Source organism: Pokkaliibacter sp. MBI-7 (assembly GCF_029846635.1).
Taxonomy (GTDB): Bacteria; Pseudomonadota; Gammaproteobacteria; order Pseudomonadales; family Balneatricaceae; genus Pokkaliibacter.
This window is the reverse complement of record NZ_JARVTG010000001.1, coordinates 1388539-1413599: the sequence shown is the minus strand read 5'-3', so window position 1 is coordinate 1413599 and position 25061 is coordinate 1388539. Positions and strand designations below refer to the sequence as shown.

The following is a 25061-nucleotide window of genomic DNA, read 5'->3' as shown; positions in this document are numbered from 1 at the left end:
GCTTGTCATAGAACTGTGACTTTGACGGCAGAGCTCCTGTTACAACGACTCTATTGCGACTACCACAAAGCCGTCGTCACTCGCCTCGAACAGAATATTGAAGTCATATAGTCGCAGGCCATACCGACGGCCATCCTGTCCTTTCTGATAGGCCGGGCGGGGATCCTGTGCCAGCACCTGTCGCAGCAGCAGGCGCAAGTCGGGGAGGCCGCTTTGTTCGAGTTGTTGCAGATGCCGCTCCAGCGGCTCATCCCAGCTGACTGCATGCTGCGGTGGCGGAGCATCGACGAAACCGCCGCGGGCGCCAGGATGGCTGTCGACAAAGGGGACGTAAGGTTTGATATCCAGAATCGGTGTGCCGTCCAGCAGGTCCGCTCCTCCCAGCTCAAGGATGCTGTGATTGTCTGCATGACGGATGCCCAGCAAGGGCACGACTGACAGACCAATAGGGTTAGGACGGAACGGACTGCGGCTGGCAAATACACCGACCCGGCGATTCCCGCCCAGACGTGGCGGACGAATGCGGGGCTGCCAGCCACGCTCGATATGTTCATGAAAGACAAAGGTCAGCCACAGGTGGGAAAAACCTTCGATGTCATCCAGACTGCTGGCCGGGATGTGCTGGTCAAGATGCAGTTCAATGCGGGCGGCGGTCACCAGCCCGGGCTGACGGGGGATGCCGAACTTTTCCTTATAGGGCGAGTGAATAAAGCCAATGGCCTGAAAGTGAAAGTCGGTCGACACGGAGTGCTATTCCTGTTGCTGTGGTCAGTATTGTCGCAAGGGGCGTTACTATAGGGGCTGTCAGCATCTGACTCCAGCCGGGTCATCTGCTCCGACAGGCGGGGGTGAATTGCGTCCTGATAGGCTTACGAGATCAGCGCAGATAGCTCATCGGGTTGACGGCCTGACCATGAATGCGCACCTCAAAGTGCACGTGCGTGCCATTGGCATGGCCGCTGTTGCCCATACGCGCTACCGGTTGTCCTTGCTGGACTGTTTCCCCCTTGTCCACCAGATTCACGCTGTTGTGGGCATACACCGTCTGAAAGCCGCCGCCGTGATCGATAATGATGATGCGGCCATAACCACGCATATTACCGCTGAATACCACCTTGCCCTGACCTGCTGCCAGTACTGATGTGCCACTGGGGCCACGGAAATCGACGCCGTTATGCATGCGGCCATCTCGCATGCCGAAGCCGGAGGAGTAATCAGGATGACTGACCGGATAGGCAAAGTGCCTGACCACTGCATCCGTCGGTACCTTCAGCTTATCGCCGATTTCAATGCGGCTGGGGTTGGCATCTGGGTTCAGGCGGCTCAGGGTTTTGACGCTGATGCCATAGCGACGGGCGATGCTGTAAAACGTATCCCCTGCCTTGACGTAGTAGGTCTGGGTATCGCCGGGAAGCGGCGGGTTGCTGCCGCAGCCGCCAAGCAGCAGGGCCAATATCAGTAAGGGAAGAGCGAGACGCAGTGAACGCGGGGCTTTCAGAGTGCTCAGCAATAACATTCATCCTCCTTGAAGGTGATGGTCAGATCCCTGGACGGCCGTCGTGTGCCAGCAATGCCTAACGAGGGGACTGCAGCTGCTGACTGGGAAAGTTCGCTGCATTGAGGCGAGCCAGCAAGCCATCAGGTCCGGGCATATGCAGTGCCCCTACGACAACGAAAAAGGTACCACTGCTGCGTAGTAAACGGATCAGTTTTTCTGCCATTTCAGCATTACGCTGACTGTTGAGCCGGTCCAGATAGGCTTTCAGGCGCGGGTCATCACCTGCTTCCTGTTCCGACTGGCGATAGACTGCAGGGCCATCCCCACGGCGCCAGGCCTGATACAGGCGGGGTAAAAAGTCCTTGTCCTGTTCCATCTGATCCAGCGTACTCACCAGATTGGCCACCTGAATATTCATATCGGGGACTGCGATGGCCTGCAGCTGACTCTCAAGTGTTTCCAGCGCCAGGATCTGCCGGTTGCCGGCGCGACGCATAAAGTAGTGATCAATACCGGCCGTAGTGTCAAATCCCTGCCGCTCAGCATCTGCCAGTACCAGCTGTGTACCCGCACGCCAGGGCTGCCAGGGTTGCATGGCGCTGTAATCCAGCCCCAGCTGTTGAGCATGCTGACGTAACCGTTGCTGATCCCTGGCTGAGAGCAGGTCTGACAGTCGCTGGCCGTTTTGTAGGTTACCGTAGTGATCGAACAGTTTCTGCTGGGCTGGCAGGGGGAGGTCGGTGGGATTGATTTCTACCACCAGATAATCAGACAGCGAAAATGCCGCTTCCACCGCTTGTGGCAGGGGATAGCCCTGCGGCGGGAAGGCATGCAGGGAGCCGAGCAGATACAGCGTGGCGGTCTGGGAACGAATCTGCCAGGCAAAGACTGGCTGAGCGCTGACCAGCTGGGGCACCAGCCAGAGACACAGGACCAACAGCCAGCCTGATAGTGCGAGTGGTATTCGGTATGGGCGCATAGTGCCGCGTTCTCCTTGAGGTGAGCTGCAGCTCAAGCAAATTGCCGGGGCCTGAAAATCGTTGCTATCGGTCAGTGATGGGGCGTCCGGGCCAGACACCACAGTTGCAGTCGGGTGATCTGCTGGCTGCGCAACAGTGCAGCAATGGCGTTGGCGGTCGCCCCGGTCGTCATGACGTCATCAATTACGGCTACATGACGGTAACCGGGATTACCGCGCAGCGCAAAGGCTGAGCGGAGATTGCGCCGCCGGGCCCGGGCACTCAGGCCTTGTTGTGTGGCAGTGGCCTGCGTGCGCTGCAGATAGTGGGTGTCGACCTTGATCTGCAAATGCCGGGACAGATACTGCGCGAGCCACAGGCTGTGATTGAAGCCGCGCTGCTGCAGACGCTGGCGGTGCATGGGTACCGGCAGCAAGACCTCTGGAAGCTGCAGCTCTGCTTCCTGCCAGGCGCCTAGCATCAGGCTGGCCAGCAGCCGACCTGCACTGAAGTCAGCCTGATATTTCCAGCGGCGAATCAGATATGGCAGTGGCGTTTCATAACGCCATGGACTCCAGACCCGGTTATACAGTGGCGCCTGTTTCAGACACTGACCGCACAGTCCCGTTGTACTCTGTGCCTCCAGAGGCAAGGCGCAGCCCAGACAGGCAGGCCGGTTGGAGGGCATATCCTGCTGACAGCCAGTACAGAGCAAGCCTGCTGGGGTGCGGGGATGACTCCTGCAAAGGATGCATGGGTAAAATAGCTGGTTAAAAATCGATCTGAGGTAAACCTTGTTGTTTTTCATTGGTTGACTCATTCCCTGAGCTGATTAAGATGGCGGTATTCCTGATGCCCCTGCGGAATCGCTGCCGTGCTGACCAGACCTGCAGTGCAGGGGCAAGTACGTTTACTTTTGCGGAGCACTGCACGATGTCAACCACTGTCATTCGCCATGATTGGACCGAGGGCGAAGTCCGCGCTCTGTTTGAGCAGCCTTTCAATGATTTGTTGTTTCAGGCTCAAACAACCCATCGTCAGTACTTTGATCCCAATCAGGTGCAGGTCAGCACCCTGTTGTCGATCAAAACCGGTTCCTGCCCTGAAGACTGTAAGTACTGCCCGCAAAGTGCGCATTACGACACCGGTCTGGAAAAACAGAAACTGATGGAAGTGAAGAAGGTACTGGAGGAGGCCGCCAGAGCCAAGGACAGCGGCGCCAGCCGTTTCTGCATGGGGGCTGCCTGGAAACATCCGACCCAGCGTGACATGCCTTACGTGCTGGAGATGGTGCGCGGTGTCAAAGCTATGGGGCTGGAGGCCTGTATGACACTCGGCACGCTCAATCGCGATCAGGCAGGTGAGCTGGCGGAGGCCGGGCTGGATTACTACAACCACAACCTCGATACCTCGCCAGAGTTCTATGACAGCATCATCACTACCCGTTCCTATCAGGAGCGACTGGATACCCTCAGTCATGTGCGCGACGCCGGTATGAAGGTCTGTTGTGGCGGCATCATGGGGATGGGCGAAAGTCTGCAGGATCGCATCGGCTTGCTGCGGGTACTGGCCAATATGCCTGATCATCCTGAAAGTGTGCCGATCAATATGCTGGTCAAGGTGGCGGGTACGCCTCTGGCAGAAGTTGAAGACCTGGACCCCTTCGACTTTATCCGCACCATCGCGGTAGCGCGGATCCTGATGCCACGCTCACATGTGCGACTGTCGGCCGGGCGCGAAAAGATGAATGAGCAGGTGCAGGCACTGTGTTTCATGGCGGGTGCCAATTCCATTTTCTATGGCGAAAAGCTGCTGACTACGCCTAACCCAGAGGCGCATGCAGACAAAGTGCTGTTCAGGAAACTGGGGATCACACCTGAAAGCCGTGAAGGGTTATCTGATGAGGCGCACGAACAGGCATTGTTGCAGCAGGTACGCCAGCAACAGCAGGCCAGCCTCTACCATGATGCCGGTGCTCCTCAGGCACAGGCCGCAGCTACCCTGCAGTAATCATGATGGATGCATTCAATCTGCAGGCTCGCCTGAAGGAGCGTCAGCAGCAGCATCTCTATCGCCAGCGCAGGACTCTGGAAGGTGCACAGCAACCAGAGGTCGTGCTGGAGGGGCAGCGCTATCTGGCGTTCTGCAGCAATGACTATCTGGGTCTGGCCAATGATCCACGGTTGAAGCAAAGCGCCATCGAGGCGGTGCAGCGTTATGGTGTTGGTAGCGGCGCTTCTCATCTGGTCAGCGGTCATAGTGCTGAGCATCATGCGCTGGAAGAAGAGCTGGCGGTATTCACCGGACGACAGCGAGCCCTGCTGTTTTCTACCGGCTACATGGCCAATCTGGGTGCCATCAGTGCACTGCTGGATGATCAGTCTGCCGTGTTTGAAGACCGCCTGAATCATGCCTCCCTGCTGGACGCTGGCCTGAACAGCGGCGCGCGCTTTCAGCGCTATCTGCACAATGACATCGACAATCTGGCCAGTCGTCTGAGCAAGGCGACGCAGTCGCACAAGCTGGTGGTGACAGATGGTGTTTTCAGTATGGATGGTGATGTCGCGCCATTGAATGAGCTGGCGCAGCTATGCCATGACCAGCAAGCCTGGTTGATGGTGGATGATGCCCATGGCTTTGGGGTTCTGGGAGCGCGCGGTGCTGGATTAGTTGAGGCCTGTGAGCTTGATCAGCAGCAGGTGCCTGTACTGATGGCAACCCTGGGTAAGGCATTGGGCTGTGCCGGTGCTTTTATCGCGGGTAGCGAGACCTTGATTGAGGCGCTGATTCAGTTTGCCCGCCCCTATATCTACACCACAGCAATGCCTCCCGCAGTAGCGGCAGCAGGACGTCAGGCGCTGCGTATTGTGCAGCAGGAGCTTGAGCGAAGACTGCATTTGCAGCATCTGATCAGACGCTTTCGTCATGAGGCTGAAGTCATGGGGCTGACACTGATGCCCTCACAGACCGCCATTCAGCCTGTGCTGGTAGGCTCTGCGGCACGGGCGATGGCGCTCTCTGCAAGCCTGCTGCAACAGGGCATCTGGGTCACGGCAATCCGTCCACCTACGGTGCCTGCTGGCATGTCTCGGCTGCGTATCACACTGACGGCAGCACATACCGATCAGCAACTGGATCGTCTGCTGCATGCCTTGGAACGCAGCTGGCGAGAGGTGAGCGATCATGACTGAGTGGGTGCTGATCAATGGCTGGGCGATGCCTGACCATCTCTGGCACAGTGTAGTAGAGCGGCTATCACCACAGGGTACTGTGCACCTTCTCTCACCTGACCGTCATGCCGGTACGTTGGCCGAGGCGGCCAACAGCATACTGGCTCAGGCACCTGAAAGGGCAAACTGGCTGGGCTGGTCACTGGGTGGTCGGCTGCTGATGGAGGCAGCTGTGCAGGCGCCTGAACGTATTGCTCTGGCTGTCACGCTGGCCGCCAGCCCCAGCTTTGTGGCCACAGCAAATGCACCGGGCATGTCGCCTGATGTGTTTGATCAGTTCATTGATGCCATGGAGCAGCAGCCTCTACCGACGCTTCGGCGCTTTGCCGGTATGGTAGCTCAGTCTCATCCACAAGGAAGAACCTTGCTGGCCATGTTACGTGACTATCATCTTGGGCTGAGCAGCGAGGAGCTGATCAGTCTGTCTCGGCAGTTACAGTGGCTGGCAGATGACTGCTGCCAGCGTTGGGCGGAGGTCATGGTACCGCAGCGCCACTATTTGGGGGCGTGCGATGGTCTGGTACCTTCGCAGATTGCCGAAGTTCTTAACGGTGCGATGACGGTAGTGGATGTGTTACCAGATCAGGGGCATCTGCTGCACTGGCCTGATACCGCATGGCTGGACTTATCGGGAAAGAGTGCGCATGCATAAGCAGAACATTGCCCGTGAATTCAGCCGTGCCGCTGCCGGCTATGATCAGGCAGCTGTTCTGCAGCGGGAGATCGCAGGACGTTTGCTGGCGGGCTTGCCTCATTTGTCTGGCCGGGTAGTTGATATGGGCTGCGGGACAGGGTACGTCAGCCGCCATTTGCCGGATGGGCTGCAGGTGCTGGCACTGGATATTGCCCAGGGAATGCTACAGCAGGCGCGTCATCTGGCATCTGCTGACGCCTATGTGAATGCGGATGCAGAAGCGCTGCCGCTGCAAGAGGGCTGTGCTGATGCGGTTGTTTCCAGTCTGGCAGTGCAATGGTGTCATCATCCCGCAAGGATGTTTGCCGAGGTGTGGCGCGTACTGAGGCCGGGAGGCTGGCTGTGCCTGACCACGTTGGGCCCCCGTACCTTGTGGGAATTACGAGCTGCCTGGGCAGCGGTCGATCAGGAGGAACACGTCAATCGCTTCGCCAGTTTAGCTTGCTGGCAGCAGGCTGCTGGTCATGACTGGGTAAATCAACACTGGCAGGCCCGTGACAGCGTGGCCTTGTACGACAGTGCCAGGCAGGTCATGCGTGATCTGAAACAGCTGGGTGCCAGCCATACTGATGCGGCAGAGGTGCATCGTGGCCGAGCGCTAGCGGGACGTCAGCGACTGCAGGCGCTGGAGCAGGCCTATGAACAAGTGTGTTCCGGTGATGCTCTGACCGTGACCTATGATGTGTTCTATGCGTATCTGCAGAAGCCCTGCAATCCACTGTAGTGCATTTCTGACTGGTTTTTATTACGTACGACAACCGGGTGAGTTCATGTCGATTTTTTTTGTTACTGGTACTGACACCGATGCGGGTAAGACGCTGGTGTCCTCTGCGTTGCTCTGGCGAGCGCGTCAGATGGGGCTGACAACCCTGGGTATCAAACCCATTGCCTCTGGCTGCGAACAACAGGATGGTGGCTGGCGCAATCGTGATGCGCTGAGCCTGCAGCAGCAAAGCTGGCCGCAACTGGACTACGCGCTGCATAACCCGTTGCGTTTCCCCGAGGCCATTGCGCCTCATATCGCGGCTGAACTGCATGGGCAGCATCTGAGTGTGACGTCGGTGGAGCAGGCGTTGCAGCCCGTGCTGGCACAAAAGGCACAGTTCACTCTGATTGAGGGTGCAGGTGGCTGGCATCTGCCATTGAATAATCAGGGGCAGATGCTATCGGACTGGGTGGTGCAGCATACCTGGCCTGTTGTACTGGTTATCGGGTTGCGTCTCGGTTGTCTGAATCATGCCAGCCTGACCGTCAGCGCGATCCGCCAGGCAGGTCTGATGCTGGCTGGCTGGGTGGTAAACCATGTAGATCCTGATATGCCTTATCAGCAGGAAAATATTGCAACTCTTCAGGCAACAATGCCTGCACCGTGCCTGGGCAGAATTCCATGGCTGGAGCAGGTCAGTACAGAAAACGCGGCACCCTTCCTCAATCTGCAACCTTTACATTTAGTCGGTGTTGGCTAAAATTTGTTCAGAATATGAGGTGATATTCAATGCAGATTCAGGGCAGTACTTTCACCTATGGGCAACTGGGTATCCAGCGAGGTCTGGCACAGCTGGATCAGGCGGGGGCACAGATTGCGCAAGGTTCGGTCAGTGATAGTTCCGCTAGCTCGGGCAACGGCCTCAGTAACGATCAGGGTTCTGCTTCGGTTGAGGATGGTTTGCTGAGCTTGCCTGAAGCAAAAGTTTTGGTTCAGGCTGGCGCCAAGGTATTGGAAGCGCAAAATTCAACCTTAGGAACATTGCTGGATATTAAGGTTTAACTCGCTACGAGGTCATCCGTGCTGATTTCAAGCCTGGGGCTGACCTATCAACCCACTACTGCTTCAACGCCGCCTGCTCCTCAGGCAGCAGCTAATCTTACTGAGCTGACAGTCGCCCAGCAGGTTACTGCGCCTCCGTTAAATAATGGCTCACAGAATCAGCAGCAGTCTTCCGGACAGGGCTCCAGCTTATTGCAGGACAGGGAGGGGGAGCTACGCGCAAAAGAGCGTATCGCCACCAATGCCGCTAAAACATCTGGCAATACATCAACCGTTGGTGAGCAATTATCAACGGCAGATCAGCAGCAGGTGGATGAGCTGCAGTCGCGTGATCAGCAGGTTAAAGATCATGAGCGGGCTCACTCCAATGCGGCGGGTCAATACGGAGGCTCGCCTCAGTATGATTACACCCGGGGACCAGACGGGCGCTTGTATGCTACAGACGGTGAGGTATCAGTAGACACCTCACCCGTGCCGAACAACCCTCAGGAAACCATCGAAAAGGCACAGGCTATTATCAAGGCGGCCCGTGCTCCCGTTGATCCTTCTGCGCAGGATGACAAGATTGCGCTTGAGGCTCAGCGTATGCTGGCTGAAGCTCAGGCTGAACTGGCCAGAGACCAGGCCAAGGAGAATCAGCAGACCCAGCAACAAGCGCAGCAGCAGCTACAGGATGATACGTCAACTCAGGCGCGTGCATTGGAGCAGATACAGGAGCGCATTGAGCCGCTGGCGAGTCAAGCTGTGCAAGGAGGCGATGACGCTTCGTCTGCATCTGGGCGGGGAGCTAGTGACGCACAGGCTGCCCAGAGCGACACTGCTCAATCTACTGCTGCTAATGGTGAAACGGTGCCCATTCCCCCCACGCCTGTGGATGATCAGCTAGCCAAAGTCCAGCAGCAGCTTCGGGAGATCAATCGGCGTCTCGTCGAACTCGGTGTTTATTCCCGGCTCTATCCCTCAGGTGGTTTTGTTAACACTCAGGCCTGAGTCCGCTTGCATCTCCCTTTTCTGGTTATTAGTTATCTGCTTGCAGAAATCGATTCACTATTCGTAAAAAGAGTTCCGGCTTCTCTGCATGAGGCCAGTGGCCTGCATTCTGTATTACTTTGTAACCCGCCTGTGGGAATAACTGCACAATGGCATCCCTATACTCGGCTGTAATATAGGCTGAGCGTTCTCCTTTGATAAATAATGTGGGGCCCTGATAGGGACTGCCTGACGGTGCTTGACTAATCTGGTCGTAGTCCTCACGGAGAGTGGTCAGGTTGAAACGCCAGGCAAATTGCCCTGACTCATTACGGTAGAGGTTTTTCAGCAGAAACAAGCGCACACTGCTGTCTTCTATATACGGCTGTAGCTGCTGGTCAGCTTGAGAGCGACTTGTCAGCTGTGTCAGATCAAGTTGCTCAAGGCCGCGAAAAACATCGTCATGATGTCGGGGATAGTGCACAGGGGCTATATCGACCACTATCAGGCGTTCAATTAATGAAGGTGCTTGCAGGGCAAGCTGCATCGCTACCTTGCCACCCATTGAATGCCCCATCAGCAGAACTCGGGATAGCTTAAGCTGGCTGAGAAGGTCGATAACATCCTGACACATGGCAGGATAACTATGCGGTTTTGCGTGTTCTGAGCGACCGTGGTTGCGCAAATCGACACTGATGACGTCAAAGTGTTCTGACAGCTGGCGGGTGACGCTGCCCCAGTTATCTAACGAGCCGAACAGGCCGTGCAGAATAAGCAGCGTAGGACCGGTGCCGATACGCTGAAAGTTCAGTGACAACATGGAGCCTCCTTGTGTGTGACTGGGCAGTATAGCAGGGAGACGATATGCAGTTAGCCGGTATCCGCTTTGGAGGCATGAAAGGATAATGAGGGAGGTTGAAATTGCATAAGGTTAAGGTCTGGGATGGTTCTACCCGAGTTTTTCACTGGGGGCTGGTGGGACTGATAGCAGGGTTGTGGATCAGCGCTGAGCTCGGTTATATGGACTGGCACACCCGTTTTGGCTATGCCGTCATGGTGCTGCTGCTTTTTCGCTGGGGTTGGGGATTCTGTGGGAGCTTCTACTCTCGCTTTTCTGAATTTATAAAAAAGCCTGGTCAAGTGGTGTTCTATCTGCAGTCTCGTCAGTATTCAGGCCCGGTGCCCAGTCTGGGACATAACCCTTTGGGTGGTTGGATGGTGGTAGCGCTGCTGTTGACGTTAAGTCTGCAAGTCACATCAGGGCTGCTGGCCAATGACGATATCTTTACTACAGGGGCATTGGCTTTTCTCGTCAGTAAGGAGGCGAGTGATGTTCTGACCACTCTGCACAAAGGTCTGTTTAATGTATTGCTCGGGCTTTTTGCCTTGCATGTGCTGGCGGTTATTGTTCATGAAATGAAAGGTGAAAAGCTGGTTCGAGCAATGATTAGAGGCTGGAAACTCAGCGATGAATATATTGCGGTGCCTGCTGCTGGCAGGGGGCGGGTATTGTTGGTATGGGGGCTTTCCCTAATGCTGGTTTTGTTGATGCTCAAGTGGGCGCCCGTAGCGGATTTCTGAAGGCATTGGTTGCGCATGTGCCTATACTGGGCCGCCAACTGTATCTAAATGTGGCTATAATCTGTTCCGAGGCGCCAGATTGGAAGAGCGCCGGAGCTTGTGAGGAGACTGCATGACTACGCCTGTTCAGGCCGCACCGGTAAAAATGGGTCGCATTCGACTGAAGCGCAGGGCTGCCATTCTGGCAGCTGCAGAACAGGAGTTTGCCTGTAACGGTTTCAAGGGTACCAGTACTAGCGCTATCGCTGAGCGGGCTGGGCTGGCAAAAGCTCAGGTGCACTACTATTTCGGCAGCAAGGAAGATCTCTATCAAGAGGTGCTGGCAACGATTATGAACCAGTGGAACCTCACTCTTGAAGACATTACTGCCGATGATGAACCTGCAGAAGTGTTGTCACGTTATGTGCGTGCCAAGATGCACTTTTCCCGCGAGCGCCCGGAGCTGTCGAAAATTTTTGCTTCAGAGGTATTGCGTGGAGCGCCCATTCTTCAGACCTATCTAGGCAAACAGCAGTACGAGTGGGTGCAGTCTCGTGCCGCAGTTATTCGTGCCTGGGTAGAGCAGGGGAAAATGCGCAGGATTGATCCTGTGCAACTCATCATCTACCTCTGGGCCTTGACTCAGCACTATGCTGATTTCAATACTCAGGTGCTGGCTGTGATGGGCAAGGATTGTCTGACAGATGAAGAGTATGTGGAACTGACCGATCAGTTGATTGATATGGTGCTGGTCGGGTGCGGTATCGCGACCAGAAATGCTTCGACCCAGGTCGGGTAATCGCTCGCCACGAAGCGGTATTGCTCTACGCTAAAAAAGTCAGCAAATATGCTGGATAATATTTGACCATCTGCGGTGTTTGCGTGATAATGCCGCCCCTGTACAAAATAGGGTCGCCAGTAGGGTGGCCCTGATTTTTGTTCACCCCCTTCAGATTGACTCCTCCATGCAATATATCTGGCGTCCGACGGCGGCCCCGGGCTTTGTTTCGTCTTGCTTGTGAGGAGGGTGCGGCGTATAATTCCGTACCCTTTTTTTGAAGGGAACCGGCAATGCCGTTCGAATTGGAGCTGTGATCAACATGCAAAACCAGAAAATTCGCATTCGGTTGAAAGCGTTTGATCACCGCCTGATCGACTCTTCCGCTCAGGAGATCGTTGAGACTGCTAAGCGGACTGGCGCTCAGGTGCGTGGTCCTATCCCGCTTCCTACCCGTAAAGAGCGTTTCACTGTGCTAATTTCTCCGCACGTGAACAAAGACGCTCGCGATCAGTACGAAATTCGTACTTTTAAACGTGTCCTCGACATTGTCGATCCAACTGAAAAAACAGTTGATGCGCTGATGAAGCTGGACCTGGCTGCAGGTGTCGACGTACAGATCAGCCTGGGTTAATTCCTAGCTGCTTTGCTACTGGTGCGCTGCGCCGTGGAATGCTCGTCATTGAGCAGCCATAGAGGGTGATGAGCCCCGTACACATTAGAGGTATTACTGAAATGACAATTGGTGTAATCGGAAGAAAAGCGGGCATGACTCGCATTTTTACCGAAGATGGTGCTTCTGTACCTGTCACTGTTATCGAAGTGGAACCCAACCGTGTTACCCAGGTTAAAACCGTTGAAACTGATGGTTACACCGCTGTACAGGTAACTACCGGTTCACGTCGTGCTTCTCTGGTCAGCAAGCCGCTGGCTGGTCACTATGCCAAAGCTGGTGTTGAAGCGGGTCGTGGTCTGTGGGAATTCCGTTTGCAAGAAGGTCAGACTTTCAACGTTGGCGATCAGCTGACTGTTGCTCAGTTTGAAGCTGGTCAGAAAATTGACGTTGCCGGCCAATCCAAGGGTAAAGGCTTCCAGGGTGGTATTAAACGCCACAACTTCCTGAGCCAAGACGCTACCCACGGTAACTCTGTTTCTCACCGTGCGCCTGGTTCAATCGGTCAGTGCCAGACCCCCGGTCGCGTTTTCAAAGGTAAGAAAATGGCAGGCCACATGGGTGCTGAGCGCGTAACCGTTCAGTCACTGGAAATCGTTCGCGTTGACGCTGAGCGCAATCTGCTGCTGGTCAAGGGTGCTGTTCCTGGTGCTACCGGCGGTGACCTGATTATTCAACCAGCTGTTAAAGCACGCGCCTAAAGGGGGCTAACGCAATGAATCTGACTATTGCCGGAGCTCAAGGTACGGTTGAAGTGTCCGAGCTGACCTTCGGAAAAGAATTCAACGAAGCATTGGTACACCAGGTTGTAACAGCCTACTTGGCTGCTGCTCGCCAAGGTAGCAAAGCTAGCCTGTCTCGCTCTGAAGTAAGTGGCGGTGGCATGAAGCCATGGCGCCAGAAGGGTACTGGTCGTGCCCGTGTTGGTTCCACCAATAGCCCTCTGTGGCGTAGCGGTGGTGTGACTTTCGCTCACAGTCCTCGTAACTACGAGCAGAAAGTTAACAAAAAAATGTATCGTGCAGCTATTCGTTGCATCCTGTCTGAACTGGTTCGTCAGGAGCGTCTGGTAGTTGTCGAAGACCTGAAAGTTGAAACCCCAAAAACTAAGGCGTTCGTAGCTCAGCTCGAAACCTTGGGTCTCAATGATGTACTGGTCGTGTCTGATAGCGTCGAGCAGAATCTGTACCTGGCCGCTCGTAACCTGCCTCACGTTGACGTGCGTGATGTGGCTGGTGTTGATCCAGTCTCTCTGGTAGGTCACCAAAAGGTTCTGGTAACTGTTCCTGCTCTGAAAAAGTTTGAGGAGTTGCTGGGATGAACCAAGAGCGCATCTTCAAAATTCTGCTCGGTCCACACATCTCCGAGAAAGCAACCATCGTAGCCGAAGGCGCGCAGCAGGTTGTATTCCGTGTGACTCAGGACGCGACCCGTGTTGAGATCAAGAAAGCCGTAGAAGAGCTGTTCAACGTCAAAGTTGAAAAGGTCAACGTGCTGAATGCCAAAGGCAAGACCAAGCGTACTGCTCGTGGTCTGGGCCGTCGCGCCAATATCCGTAAGGCTTATGTGCGTCTGGCTGAAGGTCATGATATTGACTTCGTTGGCGCTGAGTAAGGGGGATTCTGGTCATGGCAATCGTTAAATGTAAACCGACCTCTGCTGGCCGTCGCCACGTAGTAAAGGTTGTTAACCAAGATCTGCATAAGGGTGCTCCCTATGCTCCTCTGGTTGAGCAGCTGAGTAAGTCTGGCGGTCGTAACAACAACGGTCGTATCACTACTCGCCATATTGGTGGTGGTCACAAGCGTCATTACCGTCTGGTTGACTTCAAACGTAGCAAGGATGGTATCCCTGCTGTTGTAGAGCGTCTGGAATATGATCCTAACCGCTCTGCGCATCTGGCGCTGTTGAAGTACGCTGATGGTGAGCGTCGCTATATCATTGCTCCCAAGGGTGTAAAAGCTGGCGACAAAATCCAGTCTGGTGTGGACGCGCCAATCAAAGCGGGTAACGCTTTGCAACTGCGTAACATTCCCGTTGGTAGCACTGTTCACTGTATCGAGCTGAAGCCTGGTAAAGGTGCTCAGCTGGGCCGTTCTGCTGGTGCTGCTGCACAGCTTGTTGCTCGTGAAGGTCAGTATGCGACTCTGCGTCTGCGTTCTGGCGAAATGCGCAAAGTGCACATCGACTGCCGTGCGACCCTGGGTGAAGTGGGCAACTCTGAGCATAGCCTGCGTAATCTGGGTAAAGCTGGTGCTTCTCGTTGGCGTGGTGTTCGTCCCACCGTTCGTGGTGTGGCGATGAACCCTGTAGATCACCCGCATGGTGGTGGTGAAGGTCGTACCTCTGGTGGCCGTCACCCAGTTACTCCATGGGGCGTTCCAACCAAGGGTTACAAGACTCGCAAGAACAAGCGCACCACTAAAATGATCGTGCGCCGTCGCACTGCCAAGTAATTTAAGAGGAAACAGCTGTGCCACGTTCACTTAAGAAAGGTCCTTTTATCGACCTTCATTTGCTGAAGAAGGTAGAGGCTGCAGTAGAGAAGGGCGAAAAGCGTCCAATCAAAACCTGGTCGCGTCGCTCTACTATCTTCCCTCAATTCGTAGGGTTGACTATTGCAGTCCATAATGGTCGCCAGCACGTACCGGTGTTCGTCACCGAAGACATGGTGGGTCATAAGTTGGGTGAGTTTGCTGCTACACGTACCTTCAAAGGTCACGCAGCAGACAAGAAGGCTAAACGGTAAAGAAAGGAGTAAACCATGGAAGCTGTAGCTAAGCTGACTGGCGCGCGCCTTTCTGCACAGAAAGCCCGCCTGGTCGCTGATTTGATCCGTGGCAAGGGCATTGATGAAGCGCTGAATATTTTGGCTTTCAGCACCAAAAAAGGTGCTCAGATTGTCAAGAAAGTGCTGGAGTCTGCCGTTGCTAACGCTGAGCACAACGAAGGTGCTGATGTTGATGAGCTGAAAGTGGCGACCATCATGGTTGATGAAGGTCCTACTATGAAGCGCATCATGCCGCGTGCGAAAGGTCGTGCAGATCGCATCCTGAAGCGCACCTGCCACATCACCATCAAGGTCGCTGAGCGTTAAGGAGACACCGTCATGGGTCAGAAAGTACATCCTACAGGCTACCGACTGGGTGTCACCAAGGATCACACCTCTGTGTGGTACGCCGGTCGTGGCGAATATGCCAAGAAGCTGCTGAACGATCTTCAGGTGCGCAAGTATCTGGAAGACAAGCTGAAAGCGGCATCTGTTAGCCGTATTGAAATCGAGCGTCCTGCAAACAACGCTCGTATCACCATTCATACTGCTCGTCCCGGTATCGTGATTGGCAAGAAAGGTGAAGATGTTGAAAAACTGCGTCAGGATATTTCTGGCATGATGGGCGTTCCAGTCCATATCAACATCGAAGAAATTCGTAAGCCTGAGCTGGATGCTAAGCTGACTGCACAGTCAGTAGCGCAGCAGCTGGAGCGTCGTGTTATGTTCCGTCGTGCTATGAAGCGCGCGGTTCAGAATGCAATGCGTCTGGGTGCCAAGGGTATCAAGATTCAGGTTTCTGGTCGTTTGGGTGGTGCTGAGATCGCGCGTACCGAATGGTATCGCGAGGGTCGTGTACCTCTGCACACTTTGCGTGCCGACATCGACTACAACACTGCCGAAGCACACACCACTTATGGTGTGATCGGTGTGAAAGTGTGGATCTTCAAGGGTGAGGTTCTGGGTGGTATCGAACAGGTACGTGCCGAGAAAAACGCGCCTAAGAAGAAAGGCAAGTAAGGTAGAGGATACGTCCCATGCTGCAACCTAAGCGTACAAAATTCCGCAAAATGCACAAAGGTCGTAACCGTGGCCTGGCGCTGCGCGGAAACAAAGTCAGCTTCGGCGACTTTGGTTTGAAGACGACTGAGCGCGGCCGTATCACTGCTCGTCAGATTGAAGCGGCTCGTCGCGCAATGACCCGTCACGTAAAACGTGGTGGTAAGATTTGGATCCGTGTATTCCCCGACAAACCCATTACCGAGAAGCCTCTTGAAGTGCGTATGGGTAGTGGTAAAGGTAGCGTGGAATACTGGGTGGCTGAAGTTCAGCCTGGCAAGGTTCTGTTCGAGATGGAAGGTGTTGCTGAGTCCCTGGCTCAGGAGGCTTTCGCTCTGGCAGCTGCCAAGCTTCCGGTTGAAACCACCTTTGTTAAGCGGACGGTAATGTAATGAAAACTGCAGAACTGCGTGATAAATCCGTAGCTGAGCTGCAGCAGGTGTTGCTGGGTCTGCTGAAAGACCAGTTCAACCTGCGTATGCAGAAAGCTTCTGGGCAGCTGGCTCAGACTCACTTGCTCGGCAATGTCCGTCGCGACATCAGCCGTGTAAAGACGGTGCTGAACGAGAAGGCTGGTAACTAAGATGGAAAAAGTAATTCGCACTGAGACCGGTCGGGTTATCAGCGACAAGATGGATAAAACCATCACTGTCCTGATTGAGCGTAAAGTAAAGCACCCGATTTACGGCAAGTATGTGAAGCGCTCAACCAAGCTGAAAGCTCATGATGAAACTAATGAGTGTCAGATTGGTGATCTGGTAACCATCCAAGAAACACGTCCTTTTTCAAAGACTAAAACTTGGAAGCTGGTTAAGATTGAAGAGCGCGCCGCGAAGGTGTAAAATCTCGGCTCTTTTGCTCCTCTGTGCTTATCCCGTCAGGAATGACCTGATGGGATAAGTGCTGTTTTGTCTATGTGGAGTAGACCATGATTCAGACAGAAAGTATGCTGGACGTCGCTGACAACAGCGGTGCCAAGCGTGTGCAATGTATCAAGGTGTTGGGCGGTTCACACCGTCGCTACGCTGGAATTGGTGACATTGTAAAAGTAACCGTAAAGGAAGCTATTCCTCGCGGTAAGGTGAAGAAGGGACAGGTGATGAACGCAGTGGTTGTTCGCACCAAGAAGGGCGTGCGCCGTTCTGACGGTTCTCTGATTCGTTTTGATGTGAATTCTGCCGTGCTGTTGAATAACAAGCTTGAGCCGATCGGTACACGTATTTTTGGGCCGGTAACGCGCGAGCTGCGTGGTGAAAAATTCATGAAAATCATTTCCCTGGCTCCTGAAGTGCTATAAGGCACGAGAAGGTAGTAGGAAAGGATACTGGAACTATGCGTAAAATTAGACGTGACGATGAAGTAATCGTTATCGCCGGTAAAGATAAAGGCAAGCGCGGTAAAGTGCTGGCCGTTCTGAAAGATGATCGTCTCATCGTTTCTGGCATCAACATGGTCAAAAAGCACCAGAAGCCTAACCCGCTTCTGAACCAATCAGGTGGTATCGTTGAGAAGGAAGCGGGAATCGCAACTTCTAATGTTGCTATCTTCAATCCAAAGAGTGGTAAGGGCGACCGCGTAGGCTTCAAGATCCTTGAGGATGGAAGCAAAGTGCGTGTGTTCAAGTCCACTCAAGAAATTATTGGTGCTTAAGGAGTTTGGCCATGTCACGCTTGAAAGAGCTGTACAAGAAAGAAGTGGTGGCCAAACTGACTGAGCAGTTTGGTTACGACAACCCGATGCAGGTTCCTCGCATCACCAAGATCACTCTGAACATGGGTGTGGGTGAGGCTGTAGGTGACAAGAAACAGATCGAGAGCGCGGTTGCAGATATGACTGCAATCAGTGGTCAGAAGCCTGTGGTAACGCTGGCGCGTAAATCCGTTGCTGGTTTCAAAATTCGTGAAGGTTGGCCCATCGGCTGCAAGGTAACTCTGCGCGGCGAACGTATGTGGGAATTCCTGGATCGTCTGATTGATATCGCTGTTCCACGTATCCGTGACTTCCGTGGTCTTAATGGTAAGTCCTTCGACGGTCGTGGCAACTACAGCATGGGTGTTAAAGAGCAGATCATTTTCCCCGAAATCGAATATGACAAGGTGGATAAGCTGCGTGGTATGGACATCACTATTACCACAACAGCAGTGACCAACGATGAAGGTCGTGCCCTTCTCGCTGCTCTGAACTTCCCGTTCCGTAAGTAATGGAGGCGTGAACCATGGCTAAAATCAGTATGAAAAATCGCGAAGCAAAGCGAACTGAGACCGTTGCCAAGCACGCCGCCAAGCGTGCTGAACTGAAGGCAATTATTGCCAATCCGGCTACTTCTGACGATGACCGTTGGGATGCTCTGGTAGCTCTGCAGAAGCTGCCACGTGATGCTAGTCCTGTTCGTCAGCAGCGTCGCTGCCAGCTGACAGGCCGTCCTCACGGAGTTTATCGCAAGTTTGGTCTGTCACGTATTATGCTGCGTGAAGCGGCAATGCGTGGTGATGTGCCAGGCTTGAAGAAAGCTAGTTGGTAAGCGGTTTGCGAGCCAAACCCAGCTGCACAATAGTTTTCAGGAGTTAATTTTAATGAGTATGCAAGATACCCTAGCGGATATGGTTACCCGTATTCGCAATGCTCACATGGCTAACCATGCCGCTGTGACCATGCCCTCATCTAAGCTGAAGGTAGCGGTAGCCAAAGTGTTGAAAGACGAAGGCTACATTGCTGACTACAAAGTAGATGAAAATGTAAAACCCAGTCTTACTATTGACCTTAAGTACTATGAAGGCAAACCCGTTATTGAGCATATCAAGCGTGTAAGTCGTCCTGGTCTGCGTCAATACAAGAGCCGCAGTGATCTGCCCAAGGTAGAAGGCGGTTTGGGTATTGCTATCGTTTCCACCTCCAAAGGTGTGATGACCGATCGTGCAGCTCGCGCCGCTGGCGTGGGTGGCGAAGTCATCTGCACAGTATTCTAAGGAGGTTGTGAGATGTCTCGTGTTGCTAAGAAGCCTGTTGTCGTTCCTGCTGGTGTTGAAGTTCAACTGGCTGGTCAGGAACTGACTGTAAAAGGCAAAAATGGCCAGCTGAGCCTGTCTGTACATTCTTCTGTTGTTGTCTCTCAAGAAGACAACCAGGTAGTGTTTGCAGCTCGTGATGGCAGCATTCAAGCCAAAGCGATGTCAGGTACTGTTCGCGCGTTGGTAAACAACATGGTTCTGGGCGTTACTTCTGGTTTTGAGCGCAAGCTCGAGCTGGTAGGCGTTGGTTACCGTGCTGCTGCCAAAGGCGAAGTGCTGAGTCTGACCCTGGGTTTCTCTCACCCAGTTGAATACAAACTCCCTGCCGGTGTAACTGCTGAAACTCCTAGCCAGACCTCTGTTGTTCTGAAAGGTATTGACAAACAGCAGATCGGCCAAGTAGCGGCCGAAATCCGCGCCTTCCGTGCGCCGGAACCCTACAAAGGCAAGGGTATCCGTTATGCTGACGAAGTCGTTCGTCGCAAAGAGGCTAAGAAGAAGTAAGGCAGGATTCTATGAACGAGAAAAAAGTTTCCCGTTTGCGTCGCGCCGCTCGCGGTCGTTACAAAATGCGCGAACTGGGCGAGAACCGCCTGACAGTATTCCGTACACCCCGTCACATCTATGCACAGGTGTTTTCTCCCTGTGGTGGTCGTGTGCTGGCTCAAGCATCCACTCTGGATCAGGAGCTGCGTAGCGGTCAAACCGGTAACGCTGATGCTGCTAGCAAAGTTGGTACTTTGTTGGCTCAGCGTGCGCTGGAAGCGGGTGTTAAGAAAGTGGCTTTCGACCGTGCTGGTTTTAAGTACCATGGTCGCGTTAAAGCCCTGGCTGACGCCGCTCGTGAAGGTGGTCTGGAATTCTAAGGTGCAATGATGGCAAACATCGAACAGAAAGACGGTGATCTCCAGGAAAAGCTGGTTCAGGTCAACCGTGTTGCCAAAGTAGTGAAAGGCGGTCGTATTTTTGCCTTTACTGCTTTGACCGTAGTAGGTGACGGTAAAGGTCGTGTAGGTTTTGGTCGTGGTAAGGCGCGTGAAGTGCCTGCGGCTATCGCTAAAGCGATGGAAGCTGCTCGCCGCAACATGATCAAGGTTGAATTGAACGGCGGTACTATTCAGTATCCAGTTAAAGCCGCTCACGGTGCCTCCAAGATCTATATGCAGCCCGCTTCAGAAGGTACTGGTGTAATTGCCGGTGGTGCTATGCGCTCCGTTCTGGAAATGGCAGGCGTTCATAACGTTCTGGCTAAGTGCTATGGCTCTACCAATCCTGTGAACGTGGTTCGCGCCACTTTCAAAGGCCTGCAGATGACCAAGTCTCCAGAAGAGATCGCTGCTAAGCGTGGCAAAACCGTTGAAGAAATTCTGGGGTAATTGACCATGTCTAAGACTTTGAAAGTAACTCTGGTTCGCAGCCCATTCGGCAAGCAGCCCAAGCATCGCGCTACAGTCGTTGGCCTGGGTCTGCGTCGCATTGGTCACACCGTTGAGCTGCAAGACACCCCTTCAATCCGCGGCATGATCAACAAGGTGAACTATCTGGTTCGCGTTGAAGCCGAGTGAGGAGAAGATTATGTATTTGAATAATCTGAGCCCTGGTGAAGGTGCTAAGAAGGTAGCGAAGCGTGTAGGCCGCGGTATTGGTAGCGGTCTGGGTAAGACTGCTGGTCGTGGTCACAAGGGTGCTAAGTCACGTGCTGGTGGCGGCATTCGTGTAGGCTTCGAAGGCGGTCAGATGCCAATTCAGCGTCGTCTGCCCAAGTTTGGCTTTATCTCTCGCATGGCAATGACTACCGCTGAAGTGCGTTTGTCTGAGCTTGCTGCTGTTGAGGGTGAAGTTGTTGATCTGGCTGCATTGCGTGCTGCCAATATCATCAACGGCTCCATCAAGCGTGCGAAGATCATTCTGTCTGGTGAAGTGACGAAAGCAGTTACTATCCGTGGTCTACGTGTGACCGCTGGTGCGAAAGCTGCAATCGAAGCTGCAGGCGGAAAAGTCGAGGAATAATGTTCAATGGCTAAGCAAGGAAATATTCCGGCAGGTGTGCAAAGTGGTTTAGGTGAGCTTTGGGCTCGTTTGCGCTTTGTATTGTTGGCTATCGTGGTGTATCGAATCGGTGCCCACATACCAGTGCCGGGGATCAATCCTGATCGCCTTGCAGCCATGTTCGAACAGAACCAGGGTACCATTCTGAGCTTGTTCAACATGTTTTCAGGTGGTGCCCTTGAGCGCATGAGTATCTTTGCGTTGGGCATTATGCCCTACATTTCAGCATCGATTATCATGCAGCTCCTAACCGTGGTGGTTCCGCAGTTAGAGCAGCTGAAGAAAGAAGGTGAGGGTGGTCGTCGTAAAATTACCCAGTATACGCGTTACGGTACTGTGGTATTGGCATCCTTCCAATCTTTTGGCTTGGCTGTTGGTCTAGCAAACCAAGGTATCGCCTTTGAGGCGAGCCTTGGTTTCTACATTGTTGCGGTTTCTACCCTGGTTGCCGGCTCTGTCTTCATGATGTGGCTTGGCGAACAAGTAACTGAGAAGGGCATTGGTAACGGTATCTCAATACTGATTTTCTCTGGCATCGTTGCAGGATTACCCCGAGCAATCGGGCAATCTTTTGAGGCTGCGCGTCAGGGCGACATGAATATCCTGGTTCTACTGGGTATTGCAGTATTGGCTGTGGCGACAATTGCATTTGTTGTCTTTGTTGAGCGTGGTCAGCGTCGTATAACTATTAACTACGCTAAGCGTCAGCAAGGGCGCCGCATGTATGCGGCTCAAACTAGTCACCTTCCCTTGAAGGTGAATATGGCAGGTGTAATTCCACCAATTTTCGCATCCAGTATTCTGCTATTTCCGGCCTCTGTTGGTCAGTGGTTTGGTCAGAGTGAGAGTATGCAGTGGCTTCAGGATATTGCTTTGGCATTATCACCTGGTCAGCCATTGTATCTTCTGGTATTTGCGATTAGTATACTGTTCTTCTGTTTCTTCTACACTGCGCTGGTATTCAATCCGAAGGATGTTGCTGACAACCTGAAGAAGTCTGGCGCATTGATTCCTGGAATTCGTCCAGGCGATCAGTCTGCACGTTATATTGACAATGTTCTGACCCGCTTGACTCTTGCTGGTGGTTTGTACATCACTGCAGTGTCCCTTCTGCCTCAGTTCCTTGTGGTTGCGTGGCATGTTCCATTCTATTTCGGTGGGACATCGTTGCTGATCGTCGTGGTAGTGGTTATGGATTTTATGGCGCAGGTTCAATCTCATCTGATGTCTCATCAGTATGAGTCGCTGATGCGTAAGTCCAATTTACGTGGAATTGGCGGTCTCTGATCGCCAAAACCCTGGAACTCTATGGAGTGAAGCATGAAAGTTCGTGCCTCTGTAAAGAAAATTTGTCGTAACTGCAAGATCGTACGTCGCAACGGTTCCGTTCGCGTGATCTGCAAAGTTGAACCCCGTCACAAGCAGCGTCAAGGCTAAGTTGCCTTTTCGTTCGTTGAGAAGCGCGTTCGTCTGGCATGATTTAGAGCATGCCAGACAAAATATAGCGCGTCTTCCTTCGACGGTTCATACCCTATTGTCGAAGCTCGCTCTGGCGAGTTCAAGTATCGGAGTAAATTGAATGGCCCGTATAGCTGGCGTCAATATTCCTGACAATAAGCATGCGGTGATCTCCCTGACTTATATCTATGGGATCGGCCGCACTACTGCTAAACAGCTGTGTGATACCGTTGGTATCGCGCCGTCTACAAAGATCGCTGATCTGTCTGAAGAGACGCTTGATATTCTGCGTGGCGAAGTAGCCAAGCATACCGTCGAAGGTGACCTTCGTCGCGAAATCTCTATGAGTATCAAGCGTCTGATGGACCTGGGCTGCTATCGTGGCCTGCGTCATCGTCGCAATCTTCCGGTTCGTGGTCAACGTACCAAGACCAACGCGCGCACTCGTAAGGGCCCGCGTAAACCGATCCGCAAGTAAGCGTTAGCGAAGGAATTTTCGTATGGCCAAGCCTAGTGCTCGTACCCGTAAAAAGGTCAAGAAGCAGGTTGTTGACGGCGTAGCACACATCCACGCTTCGTTTAACAACACCATCGTGACCATTACTGATCGTCAAGGTAACACCCTTTCTTGGGCTACCGCTGGTGGTTCCGGTTTCCGTGGTTCTCGTAAGAGCACCCCGTTCGCAGCTCAGGTAGCTGCAGAGCGTGCCGGACAGGTAGCGTTGGAATATGGTCTTAAGAATCTGGATGTTCTGGTCAAAGGACCAGGTCCAGGTCGTGAATCTGCCGTTCGTGCTCTGAACGCTGTAGGTTACAAGATCACCAATATCACGGACGTAACGCCGATCCCTCACAACGGCTGTCGTCCTCCCAAGAAGCGTCGTGTATAACTAGGAGACGGTAAATGGCTCGTTATATCGGACCCAAGTGCAAGCTGTCTCGTCGTGAGGGAACAGATCTGTTCCTGAAAAGCGGCGTCCGTGCGCTGGATTCAAAATGCAAAGTAGACACCGCTCCTGGCGTGCATGGCGCCCGTCGTGGTCGTCTGTCTGACTACGGTCTGCAGTTGCGTGAAAAGCAAAAAGTTCGTCGTATTTACGGCATTCTTGAGCGTCAATTCCGTAACTATTACAAAAACGCTGCCCGTTTGAAGGGCGCGACTGGTGAAAACCTGCTGAAACTGCTGGAAGGCCGTCTGGATAACGTAGTTTATCGCATGGGCTTCGGAGCTACTCGTGCAGAAGCTCGCCAGATCGTTTCTCACAAAGCTATTACCGTTAATGGTAAGGCTGTGAACATCCCCTCTTACCAGGTTGTTCCTGGTGATGTTGTGGCTGTACGTGAGAAATCAAAAAGCCAGCTGCGTATCAAGAGCGCACTGGACTTGGCAGCTCAGCGTGCACCTGTTCAGTGGGTCGAGGTTGATGCGAACAAAATGGAAGGTGTATTCAAAACTCTTCCAGAGCGTAGCGATCTTCCCTCAGACATCAATGAAAACCTGATTGTTGAGCTGTACTCTAAGTAATTAGTCAGCAGTTCAACTTCAACACTAGGTGGAACTATGCAGCGTTCAGTCAGCGAATTTCTAACCCCACGTCATATTGACGTGCAGGAAATCAGCAAGACTCATGCAAAAGTGACCCTGGAGCCCCTGGAAAGGGGCTTCGGCCACACCTTGGGTAATGCCCTGCGTCGCATCCTGCTTTCTTCAATGCCAGGATGTGCTATCACTGAAGTACAGATTGATGGCGTACTTCATGAGTACAGCGCTATTGAAGGCGTTCAAGAAGATGTGATTGAGATTCTGCTGAACCTCAAAGGCGTAGCAGTAGCTATGCATAGCGGGGAAGAAGCGACGCTGAAGCTGAACAAGAAAAGCCCCGGTGTCGTCACAGCAGCAGATCTTGAGCTGCCTCATGACGTTGAAGTTATCAATCCCGATCACGTGATCGCTCATCTGAACGAAGCTGGTAGCTTGTCTGCTCAGTTGAAGATCACTCGTGGTCGTGGTTATGTTCCTGCAGACAACCGTCTTGCAGCGGACGATGAAAGCCGTGTTATCGGCCGCCTGCAGCTGGATGCCAGCTACAGCCCGGTTCGCCGCGTGGCCTATGTTGTAGAAAGTGCTCGTGTAGAGCAGCGTACTGACTTGGACAAGCTGGTCATCGATCTGGAAACCAATGGTACCATTGATCCTGAAGAAGCTATCCGTCGTGCCGCTACTATTCTGCAACAGCAGCTGGCTGTGTTCGTTGATCTGGAAGCAGACAAAGAGCCAGAGCCTGTGAAAGAAGAGGAAGAGTTCGATCCTATTCTGCTGCGCCCGGTAGACGAGCTTGAACTGACCGTTCGTTCTGCAAACTGTTTGAAAGCAGAAAACATCTATTACATCGGCGATCTTATCCAGCGTACAGAGGTTGAGTTGCTCAAGACTCCCAACCTGGGTAAGAAATCTCTGACTGAAATTAAAGATGTGTTGGCCTCCCGTGGTCTGTCGCTTGGCATGCGTTTGGAGAATTGGCCGCCGGCCTCCCTGCGCAATGACGATAAAGCTGCATCCTGACCACCTAGCTACCAACACTTGAGTT

41 protein-coding genes are annotated in these 25061 nt (G+C 53.3%); 36 read left to right on the top strand and 5 right to left on the bottom strand.

The features are described 5' to 3' along the window. Positions 1 to 39: 39 nt before the first annotated feature. From tsaA to QCD60_RS06410, 4 genes are all read right to left on the bottom strand, one after another. Positions 40 to 744 carry a tRNA (N6-threonylcarbamoyladenosine(37)-N6)-methyltransferase TrmO gene (gene tsaA, locus QCD60_RS06425; RefSeq protein WP_279783462.1) on the bottom strand — a complete coding sequence of 235 codons (705 nt, stop codon included), beginning with the start codon at positions 742 to 744 and terminating at the stop codon, positions 40 to 42. Between the two features lie 133 nt (positions 745 to 877). Beyond that, a complete protein-coding gene (locus tag QCD60_RS06420) occupies positions 878 to 1516 on the bottom strand; it encodes a LysM peptidoglycan-binding domain-containing M23 family metallopeptidase (RefSeq protein WP_279783459.1) in 639 nt (212 codons plus the stop codon). Positions 1517 to 1574: 58 nt separating this feature from the next. After that, positions 1575 to 2477, bottom strand: coding sequence for a TraB/GumN family protein (locus QCD60_RS06415; RefSeq protein ID WP_279783457.1), 903 nt, complete (start codon positions 2475 to 2477; stop codon positions 1575 to 1577). 71 nt (positions 2478 to 2548) lie between these two features. Then, positions 2549 to 3265 carry a ComF family protein gene (locus QCD60_RS06410; RefSeq protein ID WP_279783456.1) on the bottom strand — a complete coding sequence of 239 codons (717 nt, stop codon included), beginning with the start codon at positions 3263 to 3265 and terminating at the stop codon, positions 2549 to 2551. Between the two features lie 125 nt (positions 3266 to 3390). Between QCD60_RS06410 and bioB the strand changes: the two genes are divergently transcribed. The 7 genes from bioB to QCD60_RS06375 are packed head-to-tail and all read left to right on the top strand — an operon-like array spanning position 3391 to position 9139. Beyond that, positions 3391 to 4467, top strand: coding sequence for a biotin synthase BioB (gene bioB, locus QCD60_RS06405; protein ID WP_279783453.1), 1077 nt, complete (start codon positions 3391 to 3393; stop codon positions 4465 to 4467). Positions 4468 to 4472: 5 nt separating this feature from the next. Then, positions 4473 to 5648 (top strand): 8-amino-7-oxononanoate synthase, encoded by a 1176-nt coding sequence (bioF, locus tag QCD60_RS06400; RefSeq protein ID WP_279787895.1) that lies wholly within the window; start codon positions 4473 to 4475, stop codon positions 5646 to 5648. Then, a complete protein-coding gene (locus tag QCD60_RS06395; protein ID WP_279783451.1) occupies positions 5641 to 6339 on the top strand; it encodes an alpha/beta fold hydrolase in 699 nt (232 codons plus the stop codon). The genes bioF and QCD60_RS06395 overlap by 8 nt, the downstream gene beginning before the upstream one ends. After that, positions 6332 to 7105: a malonyl-ACP O-methyltransferase BioC gene (bioC, locus tag QCD60_RS06390; RefSeq protein ID WP_279783450.1), complete on the top strand. Its 774-nt coding sequence runs from the start codon at positions 6332 to 6334 to the stop codon at positions 7103 to 7105. The genes QCD60_RS06395 and bioC overlap by 8 nt, the downstream gene beginning before the upstream one ends. A 46-nt stretch (positions 7106 to 7151) precedes the next feature. Further along, a complete protein-coding gene (bioD, locus tag QCD60_RS06385; protein WP_279783449.1) occupies positions 7152 to 7847 on the top strand; it encodes a dethiobiotin synthase in 696 nt (231 codons plus the stop codon). Between the two features lie 29 nt (positions 7848 to 7876). Further along, positions 7877 to 8149, top strand: coding sequence for a hypothetical protein (locus QCD60_RS06380; RefSeq protein ID WP_279783446.1), 273 nt, complete (start codon positions 7877 to 7879; stop codon positions 8147 to 8149). Between the two features lie 18 nt (positions 8150 to 8167). Continuing rightward, positions 8168 to 9139 carry a putative metalloprotease CJM1_0395 family protein gene (locus QCD60_RS06375; protein WP_279783443.1) on the top strand — a complete coding sequence of 324 codons (972 nt, stop codon included), beginning with the start codon at positions 8168 to 8170 and terminating at the stop codon, positions 9137 to 9139. 28 nt (positions 9140 to 9167) lie between these two features. Here the strand turns inward: QCD60_RS06375 and QCD60_RS06370 are convergent, their stop codons facing one another. Then, complete coding sequence (locus tag QCD60_RS06370) at positions 9168 to 9938, bottom strand: alpha/beta fold hydrolase (protein WP_347950120.1); 771 nt, start codon at positions 9936 to 9938, stop codon at positions 9168 to 9170. Between the two features lie 95 nt (positions 9939 to 10033). On the opposite strand from QCD60_RS06370, the gene QCD60_RS06365 reads away from it, so the two are divergent. The 29 genes from QCD60_RS06365 (at position 10034) to rpoA (ending at position 25036) form a co-directional block, all read left to right on the top strand. Next, the gene (locus QCD60_RS06365; RefSeq protein WP_279783441.1) at positions 10034 to 10699 is read left to right on the top strand and encodes a cytochrome b/b6 domain-containing protein; all 666 of its coding nucleotides are present in this window, start codon (positions 10034 to 10036) and stop codon (positions 10697 to 10699) included. Positions 10700 to 10811: 112 nt separating this feature from the next. Continuing rightward, a complete protein-coding gene (locus QCD60_RS06360; protein WP_279783439.1) occupies positions 10812 to 11477 on the top strand; it encodes a TetR/AcrR family transcriptional regulator in 666 nt (221 codons plus the stop codon). 301 nt (positions 11478 to 11778) lie between these two features. After that, positions 11779 to 12090: a 30S ribosomal protein S10 gene (gene rpsJ, locus QCD60_RS06355; protein WP_104156903.1), complete on the top strand. Its 312-nt coding sequence runs from the start codon at positions 11779 to 11781 to the stop codon at positions 12088 to 12090. Between the two features lie 101 nt (positions 12091 to 12191). Further along, a complete protein-coding gene (gene rplC, locus QCD60_RS06350; protein ID WP_104156812.1) occupies positions 12192 to 12830 on the top strand; it encodes a 50S ribosomal protein L3 in 639 nt (212 codons plus the stop codon). Positions 12831 to 12844: 14 nt separating this feature from the next. Further along, positions 12845 to 13450, top strand: a complete 606-nt coding sequence (gene rplD, locus QCD60_RS06345) for a 50S ribosomal protein L4 (protein WP_104156811.1) — start codon at positions 12845 to 12847, stop codon at positions 13448 to 13450. Then, complete coding sequence (gene rplW, locus QCD60_RS06340) at positions 13447 to 13743, top strand: 50S ribosomal protein L23 (RefSeq protein ID WP_104156810.1); 297 nt, start codon at positions 13447 to 13449, stop codon at positions 13741 to 13743. Before rplD ends, rplW begins: the two co-directional genes overlap by 4 nt. 14 nt (positions 13744 to 13757) lie before the next feature. Further along, the gene (gene rplB, locus QCD60_RS06335) at positions 13758 to 14585 is read left to right on the top strand and encodes a 50S ribosomal protein L2 (RefSeq protein WP_104156809.1); all 828 of its coding nucleotides are present in this window, start codon (positions 13758 to 13760) and stop codon (positions 14583 to 14585) included. A gap of 17 nt (positions 14586 to 14602) precedes the next feature. After that, positions 14603 to 14878 carry a 30S ribosomal protein S19 gene (rpsS, locus tag QCD60_RS06330; protein ID WP_104156808.1) on the top strand — a complete coding sequence of 92 codons (276 nt, stop codon included), beginning with the start codon at positions 14603 to 14605 and terminating at the stop codon, positions 14876 to 14878. Positions 14879 to 14893: 15 nt separating this feature from the next. Further along, positions 14894 to 15226 carry a 50S ribosomal protein L22 gene (gene rplV / locus QCD60_RS06325; RefSeq protein WP_104156807.1) on the top strand — a complete coding sequence of 111 codons (333 nt, stop codon included), beginning with the start codon at positions 14894 to 14896 and terminating at the stop codon, positions 15224 to 15226. A gap of 12 nt (positions 15227 to 15238) precedes the next feature. Beyond that, positions 15239 to 15919 carry a 30S ribosomal protein S3 gene (gene rpsC, locus QCD60_RS06320; protein ID WP_104156806.1) on the top strand — a complete coding sequence of 227 codons (681 nt, stop codon included), beginning with the start codon at positions 15239 to 15241 and terminating at the stop codon, positions 15917 to 15919. 17 nt (positions 15920 to 15936) lie between these two features. After that, positions 15937 to 16350, top strand: a complete 414-nt coding sequence (rplP, locus tag QCD60_RS06315; protein WP_104156805.1) for a 50S ribosomal protein L16 — start codon at positions 15937 to 15939, stop codon at positions 16348 to 16350. Continuing rightward, on the top strand, positions 16350 to 16541 hold the full coding sequence (gene rpmC, locus QCD60_RS06310) for a 50S ribosomal protein L29 (protein ID WP_104156804.1): 192 nt from the start codon (positions 16350 to 16352) through the stop codon (positions 16539 to 16541). Before rplP ends, rpmC begins: the two co-directional genes overlap by 1 nt. A gap of 1 nt (position 16542) precedes the next feature. Continuing rightward, entirely contained in the window at positions 16543 to 16800 is a 258-nt protein-coding gene (gene rpsQ, locus QCD60_RS06305; RefSeq protein WP_279783428.1) for a 30S ribosomal protein S17, read from the top strand. Between the two features lie 86 nt (positions 16801 to 16886). Then, positions 16887 to 17255, top strand: a complete 369-nt coding sequence (gene rplN, locus QCD60_RS06300) for a 50S ribosomal protein L14 (RefSeq protein ID WP_104156802.1) — start codon at positions 16887 to 16889, stop codon at positions 17253 to 17255. A gap of 35 nt (positions 17256 to 17290) precedes the next feature. Further along, complete coding sequence (gene rplX / locus QCD60_RS06295) at positions 17291 to 17608, top strand: 50S ribosomal protein L24 (RefSeq protein WP_279783425.1); 318 nt, start codon at positions 17291 to 17293, stop codon at positions 17606 to 17608. A gap of 11 nt (positions 17609 to 17619) precedes the next feature. After that, positions 17620 to 18159: a 50S ribosomal protein L5 gene (rplE, locus tag QCD60_RS06290; RefSeq protein WP_104156800.1), complete on the top strand. Its 540-nt coding sequence runs from the start codon at positions 17620 to 17622 to the stop codon at positions 18157 to 18159. Between the two features lie 14 nt (positions 18160 to 18173). Next, positions 18174 to 18479, top strand: coding sequence for a 30S ribosomal protein S14 (gene rpsN / locus QCD60_RS06285; protein ID WP_104156799.1), 306 nt, complete (start codon positions 18174 to 18176; stop codon positions 18477 to 18479). A 52-nt stretch (positions 18480 to 18531) separates the two neighbouring features. Next, complete coding sequence (gene rpsH, locus QCD60_RS06280; protein ID WP_104156798.1) at positions 18532 to 18924, top strand: 30S ribosomal protein S8; 393 nt, start codon at positions 18532 to 18534, stop codon at positions 18922 to 18924. A gap of 12 nt (positions 18925 to 18936) precedes the next feature. Continuing rightward, the gene (rplF, locus tag QCD60_RS06275) at positions 18937 to 19470 is read left to right on the top strand and encodes a 50S ribosomal protein L6 (RefSeq protein ID WP_279783421.1); all 534 of its coding nucleotides are present in this window, start codon (positions 18937 to 18939) and stop codon (positions 19468 to 19470) included. Between the two features lie 11 nt (positions 19471 to 19481). Next, the gene (rplR, locus tag QCD60_RS06270) at positions 19482 to 19832 is read left to right on the top strand and encodes a 50S ribosomal protein L18 (protein ID WP_104156796.1); all 351 of its coding nucleotides are present in this window, start codon (positions 19482 to 19484) and stop codon (positions 19830 to 19832) included. Positions 19833 to 19841: 9 nt separating this feature from the next. Continuing rightward, positions 19842 to 20342, top strand: a complete 501-nt coding sequence (gene rpsE / locus QCD60_RS06265; RefSeq protein WP_104156902.1) for a 30S ribosomal protein S5 — start codon at positions 19842 to 19844, stop codon at positions 20340 to 20342. Between the two features lie 6 nt (positions 20343 to 20348). Continuing rightward, a complete protein-coding gene (gene rpmD / locus QCD60_RS06260; protein WP_104156795.1) occupies positions 20349 to 20531 on the top strand; it encodes a 50S ribosomal protein L30 in 183 nt (60 codons plus the stop codon). A 10-nt stretch (positions 20532 to 20541) separates the two neighbouring features. Then, positions 20542 to 20976, top strand: a complete 435-nt coding sequence (gene rplO / locus QCD60_RS06255; RefSeq protein ID WP_104156794.1) for a 50S ribosomal protein L15 — start codon at positions 20542 to 20544, stop codon at positions 20974 to 20976. A 6-nt stretch (positions 20977 to 20982) separates the two neighbouring features. Next, positions 20983 to 22302, top strand: a complete 1320-nt coding sequence (gene secY, locus QCD60_RS06250; RefSeq protein WP_104156793.1) for a preprotein translocase subunit SecY — start codon at positions 20983 to 20985, stop codon at positions 22300 to 22302. Between the two features lie 33 nt (positions 22303 to 22335). After that, on the top strand, positions 22336 to 22452 hold the full coding sequence (gene rpmJ, locus QCD60_RS06245; RefSeq protein ID WP_007021200.1) for a 50S ribosomal protein L36: 117 nt from the start codon (positions 22336 to 22338) through the stop codon (positions 22450 to 22452). Between the two features lie 142 nt (positions 22453 to 22594). Next, a complete protein-coding gene (gene rpsM, locus QCD60_RS06240) occupies positions 22595 to 22951 on the top strand; it encodes a 30S ribosomal protein S13 (RefSeq protein WP_104156792.1) in 357 nt (118 codons plus the stop codon). A 22-nt stretch (positions 22952 to 22973) separates the two neighbouring features. Next, positions 22974 to 23363, top strand: a complete 390-nt coding sequence (gene rpsK, locus QCD60_RS06235) for a 30S ribosomal protein S11 (RefSeq protein ID WP_104156791.1) — start codon at positions 22974 to 22976, stop codon at positions 23361 to 23363. A gap of 14 nt (positions 23364 to 23377) precedes the next feature. Further along, positions 23378 to 23998 (top strand): 30S ribosomal protein S4, encoded by a 621-nt coding sequence (gene rpsD / locus QCD60_RS06230; RefSeq protein ID WP_110186663.1) that lies wholly within the window; start codon positions 23378 to 23380, stop codon positions 23996 to 23998. A gap of 36 nt (positions 23999 to 24034) precedes the next feature. Beyond that, positions 24035 to 25036 carry a DNA-directed RNA polymerase subunit alpha gene (gene rpoA / locus QCD60_RS06225; RefSeq protein WP_104156789.1) on the top strand — a complete coding sequence of 334 codons (1002 nt, stop codon included), beginning with the start codon at positions 24035 to 24037 and terminating at the stop codon, positions 25034 to 25036. Positions 25037 to 25061: the final 25 nt, after the last annotated feature.